Below are 19,617 nucleotides of genomic sequence, written 5' to 3'. Positions count from 1 at the left end.
CTTATATTGAATCAATCACTTCCTTAGCGGCCATAATTCCTCTGTAGAAGGACTCTTCAAAAATCGAAATTCCTGAAAGATCAGAATGAGCAAAAAATATCTTTTTATCGATAGGTTTTTCTAATTCTTTCCTCTCATTTGAACTAAGGTATCCAACTACAGGGCTTATCATTCCATGTCCTAGTCTAAAGATCTCAATGGATTCAATTTCTTTTTCGATTTCGAAGTGAGCTGTAGAAAGATCTTCAATGATAAAATCACGCCATTCCTTGTCACTATAATCATAAAGTTGCTGTCGTTCCACCCTTAAATCGGGACCGTCCATACTATGATAATAAGTTAATACAAAAGGATTTTGGAATTGTCCTAATCCTTGATGCTGATCATATATATATCCTAATCCTTTGCCAGCATGAATAACATTATCCCAAGAAAGGGGAGCACCTACTGTTGGAGGAAACTTTTTAAGTACAATTGTAGCCGTAATCCAAGGTGCATATTGACATACTTTGGTCATAGTTTTTCTTTGAGGCAGTAGGTACTGATTTACAAATTGAGGACTGGATATGATAAGCTTATCAACTATGTAAATAATTGATTTATCATTTTTTGAGTCATATAAATAAACCTTTACTTTATCCTGCTCTATTTCTATTTTGTATGCCAAAAGATTGGTTTTAATTTTGCCTTCTACATAAGTTTTGAGATGTTGAACCAATCTTGAATTACCTTCTTGCCATGTTAAAACATGGTCATCGTCAGGATAATAGTCATGTTTCCTACTACTGAAATAATGTATTCCTGCAAAAGCTGAGGTATGTTTAATTCCTGTTCCAAAATCATCCCTACAGCAATAATTGACATATTCAAATAAATCAACTGATTGATAACCTTGAGACTGCATCCACTTTTCCATTGTAATTTTATCCAAAGAATAGAAATCATGTTCCTTGGAGGCAAACATGGTCGGGATATCAAAGATGTACTTCCCATCATTTCCCCTAGATTTGCTAAAGATTTTCATTTGTTCAAAAAATCTTATAAAATCTGCTTTTTCTTCTTCAGTCAAACTATATTCAGGAATAGTTCCTTCTTGCCAATAATTTTTAATAAAAAGACGACTTTGTGGAGAAAATGTCAGTTGTTCTTCATCAAATATGGGTTTTTGATCTGCTGTCCAACCGGTAACTATTTTTGATTTTTCTAAGAAATTATAAATTTCCTTATTAGAGGCATTAGGAATAGGCAGGTAATGGGCTCCAAGAGGAAATTTTGAGTATTTATTTTGACCTGACCTTGAGTTACCACCAACACTATTTTCCATTTCCACCAAAATAAAATGTTCAAAACCAGTTTCATTGAATTGATATGCTGCTGATAAGCCAGCAATACCTCCGCCTAATATCATAGTAGGCATATGGAATTCCTGCGCTGGAATCGGAAAATCTGGAAACCTCAAACGATGCCCTAAAACATGTTTAGTACCTGTTAATTTGAGGAAAATTCGATTTGCTTGTTGCTTGCATGAATGTAAAAATTGGGAAGATATTCCTAAAATAAAAGTAGACTTTAGGAAATTTCGTCTTGACCAATTAGATTTTTCCCCATTCTTCATCAAAGTACCTCACTAAAATCTGGTTGTCCAATCTATTAATTTCTACTTCACGTTTTTTCATGTCATCTGCAAAATCCATCATTTTTGAAAAATTGTAATCATAAAATTTCAAGCCTGCAACTTTAAAGTTTACCTGGTTAAAATCAATATTACTGTTCGGAGAGAAAAGACAATATCCCCATTCTCCAAATGATGGAACATACGCATGATATGCCTGTGGATTTGGAAAAATTGAAGCAATAGTTTCATATATGCACCAATAAGATTTAGGTGCATAATAAGGTGATGTTGTCTGGACTGCAATAATACAATCTTGATTCATTATTGATTTTAAACGTTTGTAAAATGCAGTAGAATATAGTTTCCCAAGACTATAATTTGAAGGATCTGGGAAATCAACAATAATAACATCATAAAGATCATGGTGCTCCTGTAGCCAAATAAAAGCATCCATATTGATAATGCTTAATTTTGGATTGTTCAAACTATTGGAATTATGTTTTCTCAATATTTCATTGGTTTGAAACAATTTCGTCATACCTTCATCAAGGTCCACTAGAGTAATCTTCTCAACACTTGGATATTTTAATATTTCTCTTGCTGCCAAACCATCACCGCCACCTAAAACCAAAATATGTTTAGGATTTTTAGCAATAGACATGGCTGGATGGACCAAGCTTTCATGATATCTGTATTCATCCTTTGTGTTGAACTGGAGGTTATTGTTCAGGAACAATTGGTAATCATCCCCGGTTGTTGTCAAAACAATCCTTTGATATGGAGTTGTGTGTTTATATATTATATTATTCCCGTAAAGTTGATTTTCAGAGTAATTTAAAAGTTTGTCCGAATAAATAAATACCACTGTTAATACCAAGAAGCAAACAATTGCCTTGATCTTTATAAAGGTAGAACGTTTTAAAAAATCGCTTAAATAAAATGCCAAGAATACACCGACAAGAATATTAATCATTCCAAAGAAAAGGGAAGTACCCATTACTCCAAGCTTTGGAATTAACAAAATGGGGAATAATACAGAGGCAATAAGTGCTCCGATATAGTCAAATGCAAAGACATTAGATACGAGATCCTTAAATTGTACTCTATCTTTTAAGATATTCATTAATAGTGGAATTTCCATACCACATAAACATCCTGTCAAAAAGACTACAAAATAAAGGATAAATTGAAAATGTTCTACCTGTTGAAATAGGAGAAACAATAAAACGGAGCTTAATCCTCCAATCATCCCAATCAAGAGTTCTATTTCAATAAATTTATCAAAAAGATTCTTTTGAATAAACTTGGCGAGATAGGAACCAACACCCATAGAAAATAAATAGGTGCCAATAATAAATGAAAATTGCTTTACCGAATCTCCTAAAAGATAGCTTGCTAATGCCCCCGCAACTAGTTCATACACCAATCCACAGATTGAAATGATGAATACTGCTATCAAAAGAAAAATGGAAAGATTTTTCTTTCTATCCATGTATGGAAGCAGCTATAATAATCGAAATCCCTAATATAAAACTTGCAAAAACGATAGCTAAAGCAACATTTTTATTTTGAACAATTTCTTGCCATGATTTCTCTGGGGTCAATTTTTCTATTAACAAATAAGCAAGCAATAGGATAATAATTCCTATTAAAGAATAGATAACGGAGGCTGCTATGCCTTTGAAAAAATAATCGTAATTCATATTATGTTTATTTATGACTTCCTGTAATAAGTGATCTTCTAAAATATGTTCTGGAACTTCCAGTTCCCGTATGGTCTACTTGATTGTCTATATTAATCCTCGATTCACAGCTTTTTCTTTCATTGAAATATTGTAATCCAAACATCAATAAAAACATGGCTGGATAATAAATGATGAAACCTGATTTACTTATGAGTTTAATGGAACTTGGAGGATTCTCATGGCTATATTTTTTAAGATTATCTATTGATACAATTCCTGCACCTACAACTAAAACCCCTATAATTAAAGCAATATAGGTAACAATCAAAGGCATATAACTAAGCCCACCATACATTAATTTGATTCTTTCTTCCAATTTTAAGGGAGAATTGTCTGTCGAACTTCCTGAAGTTTCATAGATTAAATGGTATTTCCCTGGAGCTACTCTACAAAAGTCAATGTCGATGGCGTTTGCATAAGCTCCCTCCTTATTTTGGTCTGGAATGTTATGTTGATGGAGTATTGGACGTAAATTTATGACTTCATTGGTGCGTTCGTTCACCAAGCTCATTTTAAGTTGTATGCTGGATTGGTTGGGAATTGAAAATCCTTCATATTTCAGCGTTTTGTTAACATTTCCCTTTAGTTCAAAAGCTGTTGAAACAAAGCTATTATTGATGCTAGGACCAGAAAATGTTTCATTGAACTCTATAGTTTGAATTATCCTATGAGGTTTGTTGTAAAAAAAAAATACTAATGCAGGAAGAATAATTAAGGGGATGAAAATCATAAGAAGCTTGGTGCCCAATTTCCCAGATAAATCCTTATGAGATCTATATTTATCAAATAAACTTAAATATTGATCCCTGCTCCAATACGTTCCTAAGTAGTATTCCTTTTCGCCGTTAATAATCTCTTCAGAAATAAAACGATCATCACTTGATTGATCTATATAGGAACTAGCTAATGATTTTTCTTCTAAATCTTCAAATATAAAGCCTTCAGCATAAACCACCGTTTGTTCAATAGTTTCTTCTAAAACATATTTCCTTTGATTATAAGTAAGTGTATTTCTATCAATTCTCCTTTCATTAAAAGGAATACTGGCGAGGATGCAATAGTAATCTTCACCATCGCTGAAAAATACATCTTTGTCTTCTTTAGTTAATCCTACATATTCATTGCTGATTCCTGAACTACTCTTTCGTTGGATTTTTGTAATGATACATGGGTGATTATTGCCCACCAAAATAAATTCTGAAAGGGAAGGCCATTGTGGCGTTTTCAAGGGTTCAAATGTTTTCCTATAAACCCAATAATCAGGGTGTGATCCTGCATAATACGCATGACAGGATGGGCAGACATAACCTAAATAGTCGTAAACTTCTAATGGAAATTTTTGTTTATGAGAACAATTAAGACATATTATTTCCATAGGTTATCGATTTACTAATGTTTCGTTTAATACATTGGATGAAAAATATGCTTTATAAGCATTTCCTAGTTCTATTACTTTTTTAGAATTGTCTTTCAAGTAATTACAGAGATAGATATCTAATGTTAACTGATTGTATTCCGGCCATGTATGGATACAGATATGAGACTCCATTAAACAAACTGCTGCAGTAAAACCATTTCCTTCAAAAATATGTGAAGATTGACCAACCATTTTCAAATCGAATTTTTCCAAATTGACTGATGTAAATAGCATAAAGGATTCTAAATCACATAGTAAATTTTGATCCGAAACTTGAAGGGTAAGCAACAAATGTTTCCCTGGCCTATAATTATCCTCCATTAAATTAATAATTGATAGCCCGAATATAATTCATATCTTTCAATATGTCAACTCGAAAAACAATTGCTATTGATATGGATGGCGTCCTTGCCAACAATATGGCGCATTATCTGGCATATCATTTTATCGAAACAGGAATATCAATAACTGAGGAAGAAATTCAAGGAAAACCAGAAGCTGAATGTTTTGAAGATCCTAAAGCTGTATATCGCTACCTTGAAAAACCTGATTTCTTTAGAACTTTACCTCTAAATTCCTCGGCGCAAGATGTGGTAAAGCGATTGAATGATAATTTTAATATTTATATAGTCTCTGCAGCGATGGAATTCCCTTGGAGTTTAGTTGAAAAGTTTGAATGGTTAAAGGAGTATTTTCCATTTATAACTTGGCAGCAGGTCGTATTTTGTGGTGATAAAAGTATAATTAAGGCCGATTATATGATTGATGATCATATCTATAACTTGCGTTCATTTTCAGGTAAAGGACTATTATTTAATGCTTACCATAATATTAATGAGCTAGGATTTGAAAGAATGAATGATTGGAAGGCTGTAGAAAAGTACTTCTTTGGAAATTAAATCTTTGGAAATTAAATAATTTCCTATTCAATTGGTTTTAAACAACATTTATGAATAAAAAACAGCTGAACTACTGCTAATAAACTGCCAAATATTCCATAATAGGCATCTACCTTATCAATTGTATTTAATATTGGAATCCAAAATTCATAAATTATATTAATGGTAATAATGAGTAATGAAAAGTAAATTATTATACGAAAAGGTATCCCAATTAAAAGCCAAAGAAAACCTACTCCTGAAATGATAATATAGGAAATTGAGAAATTTGATACATGTGTATGAAAATCTGGAAGCCGTTGATAAATAAAATCAAATCTCAGTGATTCTTTTTTTCTTGTAAAAAATAAAACATAGGCAAGACCTAACATGCCTATTTGAATTAAGAGACCAATAGGATTGACTTTATATTTAAACTTCATCGTATTAAAATAGTAAAATTCTGCGACGTTCGTTTAAAAGTAAAAGAGCAATCCTAAGACTGCTCTTTATAAAAATATTCTTAACTGATTTTTTAAGATACAACAACTTCCTGAGCTGGTTTAATCTTTGTAGGATCTTTTTGAAGAATGACGGTGAGCACACCGTCTTCAAAACTTGCATGTACATTGTCCAAAAATACTTCATCCTGTAATTGGAATGCTCTTTCAAAAGCACTCAGTTGCTGTTCCTGATAAATATATTTCATTCCTGGCTCAAGTTCTGCTTCCTTACAGCTGATGGTCAAAATTTGATCGTTTATATTGACTTGAAATTGTTCTTTGCTTCTTCCCGCTGCATATACCTGAACTTGGTAGAATTCTTCATTCTCTGCAATGTTGACCGGAATATAAGCTTTATTGTTTCTTCCAAATGAACCTGATTCATTCATAAAGCGGTCAAATTTTCTTCTTAAATTATGACGACACTGATTGTCTTGTGCTGTGCGATTATATTGTTCTCTTCTAAACATTTTCTTTTTTTTAATGAATTAATAAATAGGGATTATCGTAGGTTTACTCGTTCTTTTAGCATATTGTACTGGTATTACAGCATGCTTTTTATATGATAAATAATAGTCATCATTTCTGTCAATTGCTGAAAGATAATTTTCTTCCATTTTGTGTTTTCTAATTTTGGAATAAATTAAAGCTCCGACTGAAAATAAGATGGTAGCTAAAAGAAGGATTTTAAAAATCGCTCCAATAATTAAGCTTACTATACCGACGACAGCTGTTATAACTAAAAGTCTCGGGATTATAAATCGAATTTTATTTTTCATGTTTTTAATTTTTTAATTATTTAAAGGCCTTTGATGTAGTAGACGCCTATACCCGGCCTTTTACTTTAAAAAATTTGATTTTTTTTCAATTTATATTCTCAGCACCTTAAAATCTACATTTGGAATCAAATCTCCGTCTCCATTCTTCACGTAACTTTTCCTTATCCTCTTCACTTATATCAGAGCTGTCCAATGTTCTATCCCTTCTAAATTTTCTGCGAAAACCTCCACCTGGCCGACCAAATCCTCCCCCAAAAAGAATCTTCGATAAAACAAGCAACCCTAAAGATTGACAATAACTAATTGTTCTTAGACCAAAGATTTCAGGCATCAAATTATTCCATAGAACCTGGAATAAGGCAACTACCAAAAAGAACAAGGCAACAATCACCAATCCAATAAAAATTTTCTTTCCTTTTCTTCTATTTTTCAATTCTGTGTTCATCACTAATTTTTTTTAAGACTTTAATTCATCATATAACCCTCTCAACCTTAATCGCAGATGTTTAACTGCATAACTTTTTCGGCTGATAATAGTCTTTATATTTTCATTTTCAATATCCGCTATCTGTTGTAAGGTTAATTCCTCTATTTCATTCAAGATAAATACCTTACGTTGTTTTTCAGGTAACTCTTCTAAGGCTTTCATCAATTCATCCCAAAAAATATCCTTAAACATTTTAAGTTCTGCATTGTCGCTTTCTTCTGCTACCAAGAGATGAGCAATAGGGAAGGAGTCCTCATCACCGAATTCGGTAAGCTCATCTAATGACTCATTCTTCTTTTTTCTATAACTGTCCGTAATTTTATTCCGGGTTACTGCATATAGCCAAGCACCAGCATTTCCCAAATCATCAATATTTGTAACTCTTGAAAATTGAAACCATACCTCTTGTAAAATATCCTCCGCATCGGCAGTCTTTTGCACCCTCGCTTTTACAAAACGCAGTAATTGTCCGCCATTCTCTTTGACAATGGCCGAAAAAGATTTAGAATCCCGATCCGACATGTTTTCTAGCTGTGCTTCGTCCATAAGGCCATAGACGATTTAAAAATGATTTTACTTTAAATATTTTAAAATAATTAAAATTAATAGCTTCTATTTTATTCTTCCACTATAAATGTTGCTGAATAATAGACTTTTAAATAATTTATAGGTTCTTCAAAATGAGTCTGAACAGGTCCAGTTAATTTTAAATTCATCCCATCGTATTCTTTTAAACGCTCTTCAAGTTCGATATTTAATTTTTTACTCATATCAATATCAACCTGTTTGGTGAGTTTGTTCCTGTCTTCAACGTAAAGTTGTCCAGTTATAACAATTATCTTCATTAGTTAGATTTATTTTGTGGATAATATAAATAAAAATAGCTCCTTAAGGAGCTAATATATATTCGTTTATTTGAAAACGGAGTGAATGATGATAATCCATTCTCAATTTCTTTTATAATGGGAACATCAATTTAACTGTAGTTCCTTCATTGATTTTACTTTTAATTGAAATATCTATCCCTAATTTGTCAGATATCCTTTTTACGATAGCCATACCAACACCTGATCCTTCATATCCTGAGGAGTTCGACATTCTCTTGAACATTTCATAGATAGATGCTAATTCATCCTCAGCTATACCAATACCATTATCACTAATTATGTAGATAATACCATTATCAGTAAGGGCAGAATTTATTTCAACTTTAGCATATTCTGTTTTACCAGAGTATTTTACTGCATTTCCTATGATATTTAAAAAAAGTTGATATAATAAAGTTTTCTCTCCCTGAACAGCCATTAATTTGCCAACTTTGACTTCAACATTATTAGATCCAAATCTATGTTTGCTCATTTCAATAATCTCATTAATAAAATTATCAGGTTCAACCATTTCTCTTTCAAAATTAAATGAGCTAGCTTTTGAGAACTGGTGAATTTTATCTAACATATTAAGAATGATATGTACTGAGTCTAAAATATTTGTGGTCATTTTTTTTAATAGCTCAGGTTTGACATCCTGTCTATATTGTAGAAATTCAGTAGAAACTTTTATAGCAGATAGTGGATTTTTCAAGTCATGACTTATAGTATAAGCATAGGTATCCAATGAATTGTTCATCTCAATGAGTTGTTTATTGAGATTGTCAATTTCAACAGCCTTATTGATTAAAGAATCCCTTAAAAGTTCTCGAATTCTAGTGACAAAATACAATTGCTTTTTAGTCCATATTCTCGAAGTTCCAGCAACTTGCTCTCGCCAAGCTGTAAAAGACGTTCGAGGAGAAGGTTTTAACTTACCTTCTAATTTATCCTCTTCATAGATTTTTTCGGGCTTCCCCGCCCAACTTCTATCAAGTACAATTTCTTTTCTAAACCAGGCAATAAAGAAATCCTTTTTACGATCAATTTCCGCTATTGCTATACCAGCAATATCGTGTTGATAACTCTTGAAAAGATCAGGAAATTTGGAAAGATGATGACTTATAAATAAATGCTCGGTAGATAATGAACTAACCAAAGGTAATGATGATCTTAATGATTCCTTTTCCGGTGTAATCCCTTCTAAATAAATAGAATCCTCAAATCCAATTGCAATACCATCGGCATCTAAGACATCCATTAGTTCCTTTGCATACAACTTCAATTCGGGAAATATATTGCTTTTCAATAGAAGCTTTTCCTTTAAGGTCAATTCTAATTCTTGAACTTCCCTAAAGTATTCCAGCCTTTCTTTATCCTCTAATTGCTGGAATTTATTTGCAGCAAAGTTGGTTGCCATCAAGGAAAAATTTCGAACTGCTAAGTCGATATGTTTAGGTTCAATATTTTGGCAACATACTAATCCCCATAATTCGCCCTGAATGATTATCGAAAAACTAATGCTTGATTGAAACCCAGCATTTTTGAGATATTGTAAATGTATAGGAGATAGACGTCTCAAGGATATGTTTTGCAGGTTTATCTCCTGATTATCTTTACTGATTATTCTCGATGGTTTTGCATCTACGTCAGTTATAAATCTGCAATGCACTGTTTTATATAATTCTCTGGCTTGACGCGGAATGTCAAATTCAGGATAATTTAATCCTAAGTAGGAATCTAATCCTGAATGTTTTAAAGCCTCAGCAATGACAATTCCACTATTATCTTCATTGAATTGGTAGACCATCAATCGGTCAACATTCAAATTTTCTGATAAAATATCTGAAAGCACTTTCCAAACATCTTGTTCTTCATTCTGAAGAGCAATCAATCTGTTGTTAAATAAGTTCCTGTTATTTTGTTCGTGAATTATACATCTTTCAAATTCAACATAGATTAAATTGTTAAAATTTGAAATTGTAATATAAAATTCTTGATCTGCAAGGTCAACTTTTTCAGTAATCTTCTTGAAATCATTAATCTTACTAATTTCTGCAACTGTATTCTTTATAAATTCGTCGAGTTGGAAATCAGATATCGTTAATTCTGAAATATGCTTACCAATAAGATTGTCTGCTGTTTGTAATGGTAGATATTGATCAATTTGATCACTTACTGCAATTAAAAACCCCTGTTGGTCAAAAATGATTAAAAATCCGAGGTCTTGAAGTAATCCAAGGTATTGAATTCTCTCATCTTCACATTTAATTTGTTGCATTATATTGGTAGCGTTCGTGTTTTCTTTTAAAAAATTTTAAAACCAATTGAAAATTTTTTAAAGCAATGCAAAGTAAGAAGAATTAATTTAACAAATGTGTTAATATTTGTTTAAAACATGTAATTAATAGATTGGATAGGTGTTTTGATACTCTATTCATTATAATGTTACAAAATTGAAACTTATTTTCAAAATTATCGGTGGAGAACTATTCTCAATAGAAATTGTTTAATTAAAAAACATAAAATGAAATATTCAAAATATTTAAAAATAGCATTGGGTTCTGCAATTGTATTATCCCCATTTTTATTTCAAGCTTGCAAATCAGTCAAAGTGCCAGTAGGAGTTAAAGTGGTTGATAATTTTGATATTAAATCCTATGCTGGAAAATGGTATGAAATCGCAAGATTTGATTTCAAACATGAGAAGGATATGGATCAGGTAACTGCTGAATATACTTTAAATGACGACGGCTCTGTGAAAGTTCTTAATCGTGGATTCGATACTATAAAAAATGAGTGGAAGGAATCAGAAGGTAAAGCTAAGTTTATTGGGGAATCAGATAAAGGAGCATTAAAGGTTTCATTCTTTGGCCCATTTTATTCGGGTTACAATATAGTAGCTATGGATCCAAATTATGAAAATGCCCTTGTTTTTGGTGAAAGTAAAGATTATATCTGGTTCCTTTCAAGAAATAAAACTATGCCTGAAAGTGTTCAACAAAAGTTTATTAAAATTGCTTTAGATGCAGGTTATAATTTAGATAAATTGGTTTGGACCAAACAGACAGATAAAAAATAAAAATATATGCCTTTATAAAAAAATCCAGGTTCAATGAAACCTGGATTTTTTTGAACCTTAAAGATTCAAGTCTCCTTCTTTTCCGATATCTTCATTACTCCCAGTAATGGAGTTTCTTACCATTTTGAAGATTGTTGCAATCATATTTGAATCTGAATCCCAATAATGAGCATCTTGAGGATCTACTTGAATTAATCTTATATTAGGATCTTCCTTACCTTTTTCAAACCAGCCTTCCATCATCTTTTTCCAGTAACGATCAATCCTTTGCTGATCTCTAGTCAAACTGGCAGTGCCAGCTATACTTAGAAAGGTATAGTTCTTCGGCTCTGCATAAAATATGGAAACTTTTGGATTGGACTCTATATTTTTAAAAGTCTCGCTTTCTGCAGAACATATGTACCATATATAGCCTTCTTCATCTACCTCTTGTCTACTCATAGGAACCCCATGAGGATAATCTGAATTAGTATTGAATGAACAGACCATTCCTATATCAATTTGATCTACTATTGATTTAAGTTTTTCTCTAGCTTCTTTATCATTTAAATTTTTCTCTGCCATAATATTTCTTTTTCTATTCAACACTTAAAACGAAGAAATTGTTCTTTTCAAAATATTGCGAACTAATAGCAAAATACTTTGTTAATAATAATGTGCAATATCCAAGAATTGATTTGGAAAACTACACACACATAAAATTCAAGATCTATTACTATGAAAAAAAAGAAAAATTCTGATGCCCCTCACATCGATGAACATGTAGTCGATAATATGGGAAAAGTTATGACCACCAATGATGGCGTACCTGTTTTCGATAATAATAATACCTTGAAGGTCGGAGACCGCGGTCCGTCGTTACAACAAGATCATATCTTTTTTGATAAATTAATTCATTTTGATCGGGAACGGATTCCCGAACGTGTTGTGCATGCCCGTGGGTCTGGTGCTCATGGTGTTTTCGAAGCATCAGAAGATCTTTCCTCTATTACAACAGCAGATTTTCTAAAGAAAGGAACTAAAACTCCTGTATTCGTAAGATTTTCAACAGTTGCCGGATTTAAAGGATCAACAGATCTTGCTCGTGATGTTCGGGGATTCTCAGTAAAATTCTATACCCAAGAAGGAAATTATGACCTGGTAGGTAATAATATCCCAGTCTTTTTCATTCAGGACGCCATGAATTTCCCCGATGTTGTTCATGCTGTTAAACCGGAACCAAATAATGAAATTCCACAAGCAGCTTCTGCTCATGATACCTTCTGGGATTTTATTTCATTGATGCCCGAAGCTGCTCATATGTCATTATGGGTAATGTCTGATCGGGCAATCCCTAGAAGTTTACGCATGATCGAAGGGTTTGGTGTTCATACCTTTAAATTCATTAATGCTGAAGGAAAATCTACTTTCGTGAAATTCCACTGGAAGCCAAAATTGGGCGTGCATTCAGTAGCATGGAATGAAGCCCAGAAAATTTCTGGTTTCGATGCCGATTTTCATCGTCGGGATCTTTGGGATGCTATCGAAAACGGACAATTTCCGCAGTGGGATTTAGGGGTTCAATTAATTCCAGAGGAAGATGAAATGAAATTCTCATTCGATATTTTGGATCCAACAAAAATTATCCCAGAGGAATTAGTTCCCGTGAAAATAATTGGAACAATGACCTTGAATAGAAATCCGGAAAACTTCTTTGCTGAAACCGAACAAGCGGCTTTTGATCCTGGTAGGCTTGTACCTGGTATTGACTTCTCCGATGATCCTCTTTTGCAGGGACGAATCTTCTCCTATATGGATACGCAAAACTATAGATTAGGAGGTCCTAATTTTCATGAATTGCCAATCAATAGACCCATCAATGGAAAACATAATAACCAAAAGGACGGATTTTCTAGAATAGATATCTTGAAAGGTAATACTAGTTATTTTCCTAATAGTCAGTCAAATGGTTGTCCTTATCAGGCAATGCTCAAAGGAGAAGTAGGCTATCAGACCGGCAAGCAACAGGTAGATGGTAAAAAGGTGAGAGCAAGGTCGAATTCTTTTGCTGATCATTTTACCCAAGCAAGATTATTTTTTAACTCTCTGTCTGCTGAGGAACAAGCACATGTTATTAATGCTTTCAGTTTCGAGCTATCTAAAGTAAATACAGAGGATATTAGAAAAAGGGAATTGGCGATTTTAAATCAGGTTGATCCAAAGCTGGCGAATGCTATAGGTAAGAACTTAGGATTAAAGCCAGCTAAAAGTTTAGATCCTCTAACACTGCAATTCGCAAGACAGAATCATCCCAATTATCCAATTCAACCAAATAAACCGGAAGTCGAAAAGTCCGCATTTCTAAGTATGAAAGTAAAGGATAATGATGGAAGTATTAAAAGTAGAAAAATTGCCTTTTTTGTAGATGACGGTGTAAGTAAAGCTTCGGTAGATAAATTGAAAAAGAATTTAGAAAAGGAGGGGGCAATGGTGGTTCTTATCTCCTCACATGTTGGTAAATTAAAATATAAAGAGGGGGGTGAAGAACCTATTCAACATACTTATTTAACAGATGCTTCTGTTCTTTATGATGGATTCTATACACCTGATGGGGATTCAGTAGCTAAGTTAGCTCAAAACCCAGATTACCTACAATTTATTAATGAAGGTTATCGACATTGTAAAGCTCTTGCATTTGCAAAATCTGCTGAACAGCTTGCTGCAAAATCATTTATTGAAAAGGATCAAGGGGTTATCTTCGAATCTGACCCAAATTGGATTAATAATTTCATTATGGCCCTTAAAAAACATAGAGTGTGGGAGAGGGAAAATTCAAGAAAAGTACCTTCCTAGAGAAAAAAGAGAATCGGTCGTTAAAAGACCGATTCTCTTTTTTATCCTGTAATCATTTTTTTAATTTCTTCTATATCATCAATTTCATTCGGGAGTTTGTCTTTTCTCCAACGCAATATTCTTGGAAAACGCAATGCCACCCCAGATTTATGTCTATTACTGAATGAAATCCCTTCAAAAGCAATTTCAAAAACCAACTCAGGCTTAACGGTCCTAACGGGGCCAAATTTTTCCAATGAATTTGCGCGAACAAATTTGCTTACCTCGGCAATTTCGGAATTTGTTAACCCTGAATAGGCTTTTGCTATCGTTACCAGCTTATCTCCATCCTTAACAGCAAAAGTATAGTCTGTGTAATGACCACTACGTCGACCGCTCCCTCTTTGAGCATAAATTAATACTGCGTCGATGGTCATAGGGTCAACTTTCCATTTCCACCAAAACCCCTTTTTCCGACCAACAGGATAACTAGATTGCGTTCCTTTGAGCATTAATCCTTCAGCATTGATATTTCCTGAGCTTATTCTAATTTCTCCCAATTCACTCCATTCCTTGAATTCTATTATTTGAGAAAGCATGAAATTTTCCGAACCAATCTCAAGTATTAATTCTTCCAGCATTTTTCTCCTTTCCTTCAATGGAAATTCTCGTAAATCTTGCCGATCAAATTCCAAAATATCAAAAGCTATAAATCGAATTGGAATTTCAGCCATCATTTTTTTCGATATGTTCTTTCTGTTCAACCTTCTTTGTAATTGATTGAATTTCATGACCCCTTCATGGTCATAGGGAACTATTTCTCCATCAATGACAAAATCCTTATTTATATTCTCAAGTGCAATCAGCAATTCTGGAAACTGTTCGTTCACCATTTCTTCTCCACGTGACCAAATAAATGTCTCGCCTTCTCGATGTATAATTTGACCTCGAATGCCATCCCATTTATATTCAACTTGCCAATCTTCTGAACTACCTAAATCTTCCAATTCCTGATCTAGTGAATTGGCTAAACTAAACGGGAATGGGGAAGAGAGATTTGCATTGATATGTTCACCTTTAATATAATCCTCAAATGATAGATTTTCATGATCCCAATCAGACATTAAACTATGGGAAACCAAGTTCGAATCTGTGTGATAATATTTCGCAAAAGCATTTATCAATGTTTTGGATGAAACTCCAATCCTAAAACTGCTTCCCAATAATTTGTTGAAGACGAACCTTTCTGTTTGTCCTAATTGATTCCAGGAAGTTGTAATGTAGGATTTGATGTCTTCTTCAGTCATTGCAGGAAGCGCCATAATTTCCTGCATCCATTGATCCAAACTTTTTTCAATAGTATCTTTTGAAGGTGGAATAATGAGGGAAATAGTTTCAGCGAGATCTCCAACTGCCAAATAGCTTTCTTGAAATAGCCATTCTGGAACCTGGCTAATTTGGGTAGCCCATTGTCGTAATAAATTAGTCTTTACAGATCTTTTTGGCCGTTTGCCTGTAAATAATCGTAAAAACCAATATTTATCCAATTCAGTGGATTCTGAAAGAAAGGTTTCAATTGCCTTGATCTTGCTGCTAGTCTTATTCGTACTATCCAATGCATTAATTAAATCTGCCAATACTCTCATGACTTCTCCTCATTGATCACTTCATCAATTTCCTCTTCAACGCCGAATTGGGTTGTAATCTCATGAGATTCAATACCTATTTCATTTAAATATCTAGACAATTCTGATTTGAATCCATGAGTAACATATACTCGTTCAGCATTCGACTCTTTAACTGCTTTTAGAAGTCCTGTCCAATCGGCATGGTCGCTGATAGCAAATCCAGCATCAGCACTTCGCCAGCGGCGTGCTCCTCGAACTTGCATCCAGCCTGAACAAATTGCCGTAAATGATCGAGGAATTCCTTTCAACATAGTGCTACCAAAGAGGGAAGGAGGTACTATGATAACTTCTCCTTGCATATCTTTCGGTTTATTTTGAAAATCAATAGTTTGATATGCCGGTAATTGAATTCCAATTTCTAGAAAAGAATTATTAATTTTTGAAATTGCATAGTGTACATAGGGCACAGAAATATCCTTAACTGCATTCATAATTCTTTGAGCCTTACCCAATGCATAGCCAATAATAATTGAATTAATGCCTTTCTCTTTGTTATTTAGAACCCATTCAACCAAATTCTGATTAATTTGATTGACCTCCAACCAATTATAAATGGGAAGTCCAAAGGTGCTTTCAGTAATAAAATCATGACATTTTATAGGTTCAAATGGGGTACTTAATCCATCGTCTTGGATTTTAAAATCTCCAGAAACTACCGTTACCTTACCTTTATATTCTATGCGAACTTGAGCAGAACCTATGATATGTCCTGCGGGATGTAAGGAAACTTTGACTGCATTTATTGATAGCTCCTCATTATAATTGACAGTTTGTACCTTGATATCTGCACCTAATCTTAACCTTAAAATCGGTTCAGTGAATTTATGGCACAGATATTTTTTCATCCCTATACGCGCATGATCTGAATGTGCATGCGTTATTATTGCATAATCAACGGGTAACCATGGATCTATGTAAAATTGACCAGGTACACAATAAATTCCCTCCCTACGAAATTCTAACATATTTATATAACTATAGATATTGACCTCATTATATAACAAGCATTTCTTTAATAAGTTCTTTTAATCATAACTGCAGCATCTATAATCGTGGTATTTTAGCATTTTTGAGAATCCTAAAATATTTATATCCCTATCTACTTGGATTTTAATATATAAAATTCTTTAATTAACACACTTTAATTTGCTAAAAAAATTAGTAAATTTGATTCTCAATACTAAGGAATTAAGCATGTTTGGATTTGATGATAAGTTGAAAATATTAGCTGATGCCGCAAAATATGATGTTAGCTGTAGTTCCAGCGGAGGAAAGAGAAAAAATTTAGGGGGAATTGGGGACTCCTCTGCAAGTGGAATCTGTCATACCTATACTGAGGATGGCCGATGTGTTTCCCTCCTAAAAATACTAATGACTAACTATTGCATTTATGACTGTTCATTTTGTGTAAGTCGTCGTAGTAATGATGTTCAGAGAGCAGCCTTTTCAGTCAAGGAGGTCGTTGACTTAACTATGAACTTCTACCGTAGAAATTATATCGAAGGTTTATTTCTAAGTTCTGGAATCTTTAAATCCGCAGATTATACGATGGAAAGATTAATGCTCGTAGTGAAAAAGTTAAGGACTGAAGAAAGATTTCATGGTTATATTCATTTAAAGGCAATTCCTGGGGCAAGCGAAGCCCTGCTTAAGGAAGCTGGTCTTTATGTAGATAGAATGAGTGTAAACCTTGAAATCCCAACTGAAGAGGGGCTAAAATTGGTTGCGCCAGAAAAAGATCATCAATCAGTAAAACAGCCACTAGATATCATTAAGAATGAAATCAAAACCATTCAACAAGATAAAAAATCATTTAAAAAAGTGCCGCTTTTTGTACCTGCAGGTCAAAGCACTCAAATGGTAATTGGCGCAACTGGTGAAAGTGATCTTGATATTATGCAAACGGCTAATGAATTCTATAAAAGCTATAATTTAAAGCGTGTGTACTATTCGGGTTATATACCCATTAATTCAAGTAACAGCTTACTTCCAAAAATTGGAACTCCTCCGCCTCTCATCCGTGAAAATCGACTCTATCAAACGGATTGGTTGCTGAGATTCTATGGGTTTTCCTTAAATGAAATCCTTAATTCTAAGCATCAAGATTTAGAATTGGAAATAGATCCTAAACTTGCATGGGCCCTCAGAAACCCCCAGTTTTTCCCCATTGATATAAATAAAGCATCATATAACTGGATTATTCGTGTTCCTGGAATTGGAAGGCAATCAGCAAATAAAATAGTGCAAGCCCGAAAATTTGGCCGATTGAAAGAATATCAATTGAAAAAATTAGGTATTGCTTTTAATCGAGCAAAATACTTCATGGTTTGCCAGGACTCCATAATCAACAAAGGTTTTAATTACCCTGAAATTGTGAAGAAGTCGATTCTTGAAAAAAATCCGAATCCCGATCTTGTTAATCCTTCTACTCAATTAAGTCTATTTTAATGAATTATATTTTTGATGGTAGTTATCCAGGTTATTTGTGCTGCATATTTGAAGCTTTTGAAAGAAAAGAGTTTGATGCAATTCCATTGACTGCTATCCATATTGAGCATAATATTTTTTCCACTGAACGTGAAATCATATCAGATACCAATAAATCAAATCGAATTCTACAAGGCATGGAAAAGATCCTTTCAAGAAATGATATTACAATTTTTTATCATAATTTTTTGTCGGATAGTCCTTCAGAATGGTTAAACGGTTTCAAAATAATGATTGACTTATTTAAGTTTGGTAAGATCGATCTACGGAATTTTGGGAATTCCAATATTTTGAGAATGCATCAAACCATCAAAAAAGTAAGTAGAGAGCGGCATCGCATGAAAGCTTTTATCCGATTTGTTAAATCAGATGATGAATTATATACCGCTATTATTGAGCCCGATTTTAATGTTTTGCCCTTAATTACTCAGTTCTTTAAAAATCGCTACGCTGACCAACGCTGGTTAATATTTGATGTTCGCAGAAATTATGGATATCATTATAATTTAAAAGAATTAATAGAAGTATCTAATGGAAGCGAAGGTCAGGTTCAGAATCCATATGATTTAGAAATTGATATTGATCCTAAGGAATTGGAATATCAACATCTTTGGAAGACTTATTTTAATAGCACCAATATTGAAGCTCGAAAAAATTTGAAACTTCACTTAAGACATGTACCTAAAAGATATTGGAAGTATTTAGTAGAAAAATGAAACTATAAAAATATTTACAACTAATTACATTCCCAAGTGTTACGTCTATATATATATTACTATTAATTGGACTCGCAAAGGCAGATAGTATTAGTATTTCAGTATTTACCTTAAGGCAGAAATAGGTAAATAACTAAATAAAAGACAGCTCTAATTTTTTTAGAGCTGTTGTTTTTTAAATTGAGCTTTTTGTCGCAATGTTTCTACTCCATCAATGTTTTTAGAATCATATTAAATGCTTCTTTTTCAACTAATATATTCGCAAATGCTTCAGTAGTATATTACGTTGCAACTAATCTCTACCTGGAAAAATTGGCTAGACAAAAACCCCAAAATGCTGCTGAACAAGTATTGCTAATTCATTAACAGGAATGCTTGGCATTGGATCTTCAGTCGTCGTCCAGCTTTTTGTGGCAGGATTATAATTTAAAATAAAGTTTCAGTAAAAATACATCAAAGATTAATAACAGGGAAAACGGTTGTAAATAAAGGCTTTACAATCGTTTTTTGATTTTTTGGTAATGAGGTAAAAAGCAGGAAAAA

Annotated in this window: 20 protein-coding genes; 5 read left to right on the top strand and 15 right to left on the bottom strand. The window is 33.2% G+C overall.

Annotated features, from left to right (window positions below):
* Position 1: 1 nt before the first annotated feature.
* The 5 genes from E0Y80_RS16635 to E0Y80_RS16615 are packed head-to-tail and all read right to left on the bottom strand — an operon-like array spanning position 2 to position 5,098.
* A complete protein-coding gene (locus tag E0Y80_RS16635) occupies positions 2–1,615 on the bottom strand; it encodes an NAD(P)/FAD-dependent oxidoreductase (protein ID WP_156308808.1) in 1,614 nt (537 codons plus the stop codon).
* Positions 1,593–3,107, bottom strand: a complete 1,515-nt coding sequence (locus tag E0Y80_RS16630) for a polyamine aminopropyltransferase (RefSeq protein ID WP_156308807.1) — start codon at positions 3,105–3,107, stop codon at positions 1,593–1,595. The genes E0Y80_RS16635 and E0Y80_RS16630 overlap by 23 nt, the downstream gene beginning before the upstream one ends.
* Positions 3,100–3,318: a DUF350 domain-containing protein gene (locus E0Y80_RS16625; protein WP_156308806.1), complete on the bottom strand. Its 219-nt coding sequence runs from the start codon at positions 3,316–3,318 to the stop codon at positions 3,100–3,102. Before E0Y80_RS16625 ends, E0Y80_RS16630 begins: the two co-directional genes overlap by 8 nt.
* 7 nt (positions 3,319–3,325) lie before the next feature.
* Positions 3,326–4,735, bottom strand: coding sequence for a hypothetical protein (locus tag E0Y80_RS16620; RefSeq protein WP_156308805.1), 1,410 nt, complete (start codon positions 4,733–4,735; stop codon positions 3,326–3,328).
* 3 nt (positions 4,736–4,738) lie between these two features.
* Complete coding sequence (locus tag E0Y80_RS16615) at positions 4,739–5,098, bottom strand: S-adenosylmethionine decarboxylase family protein (protein ID WP_156308804.1); 360 nt, start codon at positions 5,096–5,098, stop codon at positions 4,739–4,741.
* Positions 5,099–5,142: 44 nt separating this feature from the next.
* Here E0Y80_RS16615 and E0Y80_RS16610 point away from each other — a divergent pair, with 44 nt between their 5' ends.
* Complete coding sequence (locus tag E0Y80_RS16610; RefSeq protein WP_156308803.1) at positions 5,143–5,676, top strand: 5' nucleotidase, NT5C type; 534 nt, start codon at positions 5,143–5,145, stop codon at positions 5,674–5,676.
* A 23-nt stretch (positions 5,677–5,699) separates the two neighbouring features.
* Here E0Y80_RS16610 and E0Y80_RS16605 read toward each other — a convergent pair whose 3' ends face one another.
* The 7 genes from E0Y80_RS16605 to E0Y80_RS16575 form a co-directional block, all read right to left on the bottom strand.
* On the bottom strand, positions 5,700–6,098 hold the full coding sequence (locus tag E0Y80_RS16605; RefSeq protein ID WP_156308802.1) for a hypothetical protein: 399 nt from the start codon (positions 6,096–6,098) through the stop codon (positions 5,700–5,702).
* A 92-nt stretch (positions 6,099–6,190) separates the two neighbouring features.
* Positions 6,191–6,628: an Hsp20/alpha crystallin family protein gene (locus E0Y80_RS16600; RefSeq protein ID WP_156308801.1), complete on the bottom strand. Its 438-nt coding sequence runs from the start codon at positions 6,626–6,628 to the stop codon at positions 6,191–6,193.
* A gap of 18 nt (positions 6,629–6,646) precedes the next feature.
* Entirely contained in the window at positions 6,647–6,937 is a 291-nt protein-coding gene (locus E0Y80_RS16595) for a hypothetical protein (protein ID WP_156308800.1), read from the bottom strand.
* A 106-nt stretch (positions 6,938–7,043) separates the two neighbouring features.
* Complete coding sequence (locus E0Y80_RS16590) at positions 7,044–7,382, bottom strand: hypothetical protein (protein ID WP_156308799.1); 339 nt, start codon at positions 7,380–7,382, stop codon at positions 7,044–7,046.
* A gap of 12 nt (positions 7,383–7,394) precedes the next feature.
* Positions 7,395–7,970, bottom strand: coding sequence for an RNA polymerase sigma factor (locus E0Y80_RS16585; protein WP_231596081.1), 576 nt, complete (start codon positions 7,968–7,970; stop codon positions 7,395–7,397).
* Positions 7,971–8,041: 71 nt separating this feature from the next.
* A complete protein-coding gene (locus E0Y80_RS16580; RefSeq protein WP_156308798.1) occupies positions 8,042–8,269 on the bottom strand; it encodes a hypothetical protein in 228 nt (75 codons plus the stop codon).
* A 112-nt stretch (positions 8,270–8,381) separates the two neighbouring features.
* Entirely contained in the window at positions 8,382–10,571 is a 2,190-nt protein-coding gene (locus tag E0Y80_RS16575) for a sensor histidine kinase (protein ID WP_156308797.1), read from the bottom strand.
* A gap of 246 nt (positions 10,572–10,817) precedes the next feature.
* Here E0Y80_RS16575 and E0Y80_RS16570 point away from each other — a divergent pair, with 246 nt between their 5' ends.
* Positions 10,818–11,372, top strand: a complete 555-nt coding sequence (locus E0Y80_RS16570; RefSeq protein ID WP_156308796.1) for a lipocalin family protein — start codon at positions 10,818–10,820, stop codon at positions 11,370–11,372.
* A gap of 57 nt (positions 11,373–11,429) precedes the next feature.
* Here E0Y80_RS16570 and E0Y80_RS16565 read toward each other — a convergent pair whose 3' ends face one another.
* Positions 11,430–11,936, bottom strand: coding sequence for a pyridoxamine 5'-phosphate oxidase family protein (locus E0Y80_RS16565; RefSeq protein WP_156308795.1), 507 nt, complete (start codon positions 11,934–11,936; stop codon positions 11,430–11,432).
* Between the two features lie 153 nt (positions 11,937–12,089).
* Between E0Y80_RS16565 and E0Y80_RS16560 the strand changes: the two genes are divergently transcribed.
* The gene (locus E0Y80_RS16560; RefSeq protein WP_156308794.1) at positions 12,090–14,204 is read left to right on the top strand and encodes a catalase; all 2,115 of its coding nucleotides are present in this window, start codon (positions 12,090–12,092) and stop codon (positions 14,202–14,204) included.
* A 41-nt stretch (positions 14,205–14,245) separates the two neighbouring features.
* On the opposite strand, the gene E0Y80_RS16555 is transcribed toward E0Y80_RS16560, so the two are convergent.
* Positions 14,246–15,829: an ATP-dependent DNA ligase gene (locus E0Y80_RS16555; protein WP_156308793.1), complete on the bottom strand. Its 1,584-nt coding sequence runs from the start codon at positions 15,827–15,829 to the stop codon at positions 14,246–14,248.
* Complete coding sequence (locus tag E0Y80_RS16550) at positions 15,826–16,836, bottom strand: ligase-associated DNA damage response exonuclease (RefSeq protein WP_231596080.1); 1,011 nt, start codon at positions 16,834–16,836, stop codon at positions 15,826–15,828. Before E0Y80_RS16550 ends, E0Y80_RS16555 begins: the two co-directional genes overlap by 4 nt.
* Before the next feature lie 229 nt (positions 16,837–17,065).
* On the opposite strand from E0Y80_RS16550, the gene E0Y80_RS16545 reads away from it, so the two are divergent.
* A complete protein-coding gene (locus tag E0Y80_RS16545; RefSeq protein ID WP_156308874.1) occupies positions 17,066–18,319 on the top strand; it encodes a putative DNA modification/repair radical SAM protein in 1,254 nt (417 codons plus the stop codon).
* Positions 18,319–19,074: a TIGR03915 family putative DNA repair protein gene (locus E0Y80_RS16540; protein WP_156308792.1), complete on the top strand. Its 756-nt coding sequence runs from the start codon at positions 18,319–18,321 to the stop codon at positions 19,072–19,074. Before E0Y80_RS16545 ends, E0Y80_RS16540 begins: the two co-directional genes overlap by 1 nt.
* The last annotated feature ends 543 nt before the right edge of the window (positions 19,075–19,617 follow it).

Source organism: Sphingobacterium endophyticum (assembly GCF_009733535.1).
Lineage (GTDB): Bacteria > Bacteroidota > Bacteroidia > Sphingobacteriales > Sphingobacteriaceae > Sphingobacterium > Sphingobacterium endophyticum.
The sequence above is the reverse complement of the archived record's forward strand: the minus strand, read 5'-3'. Positions and strand labels throughout refer to the sequence as shown.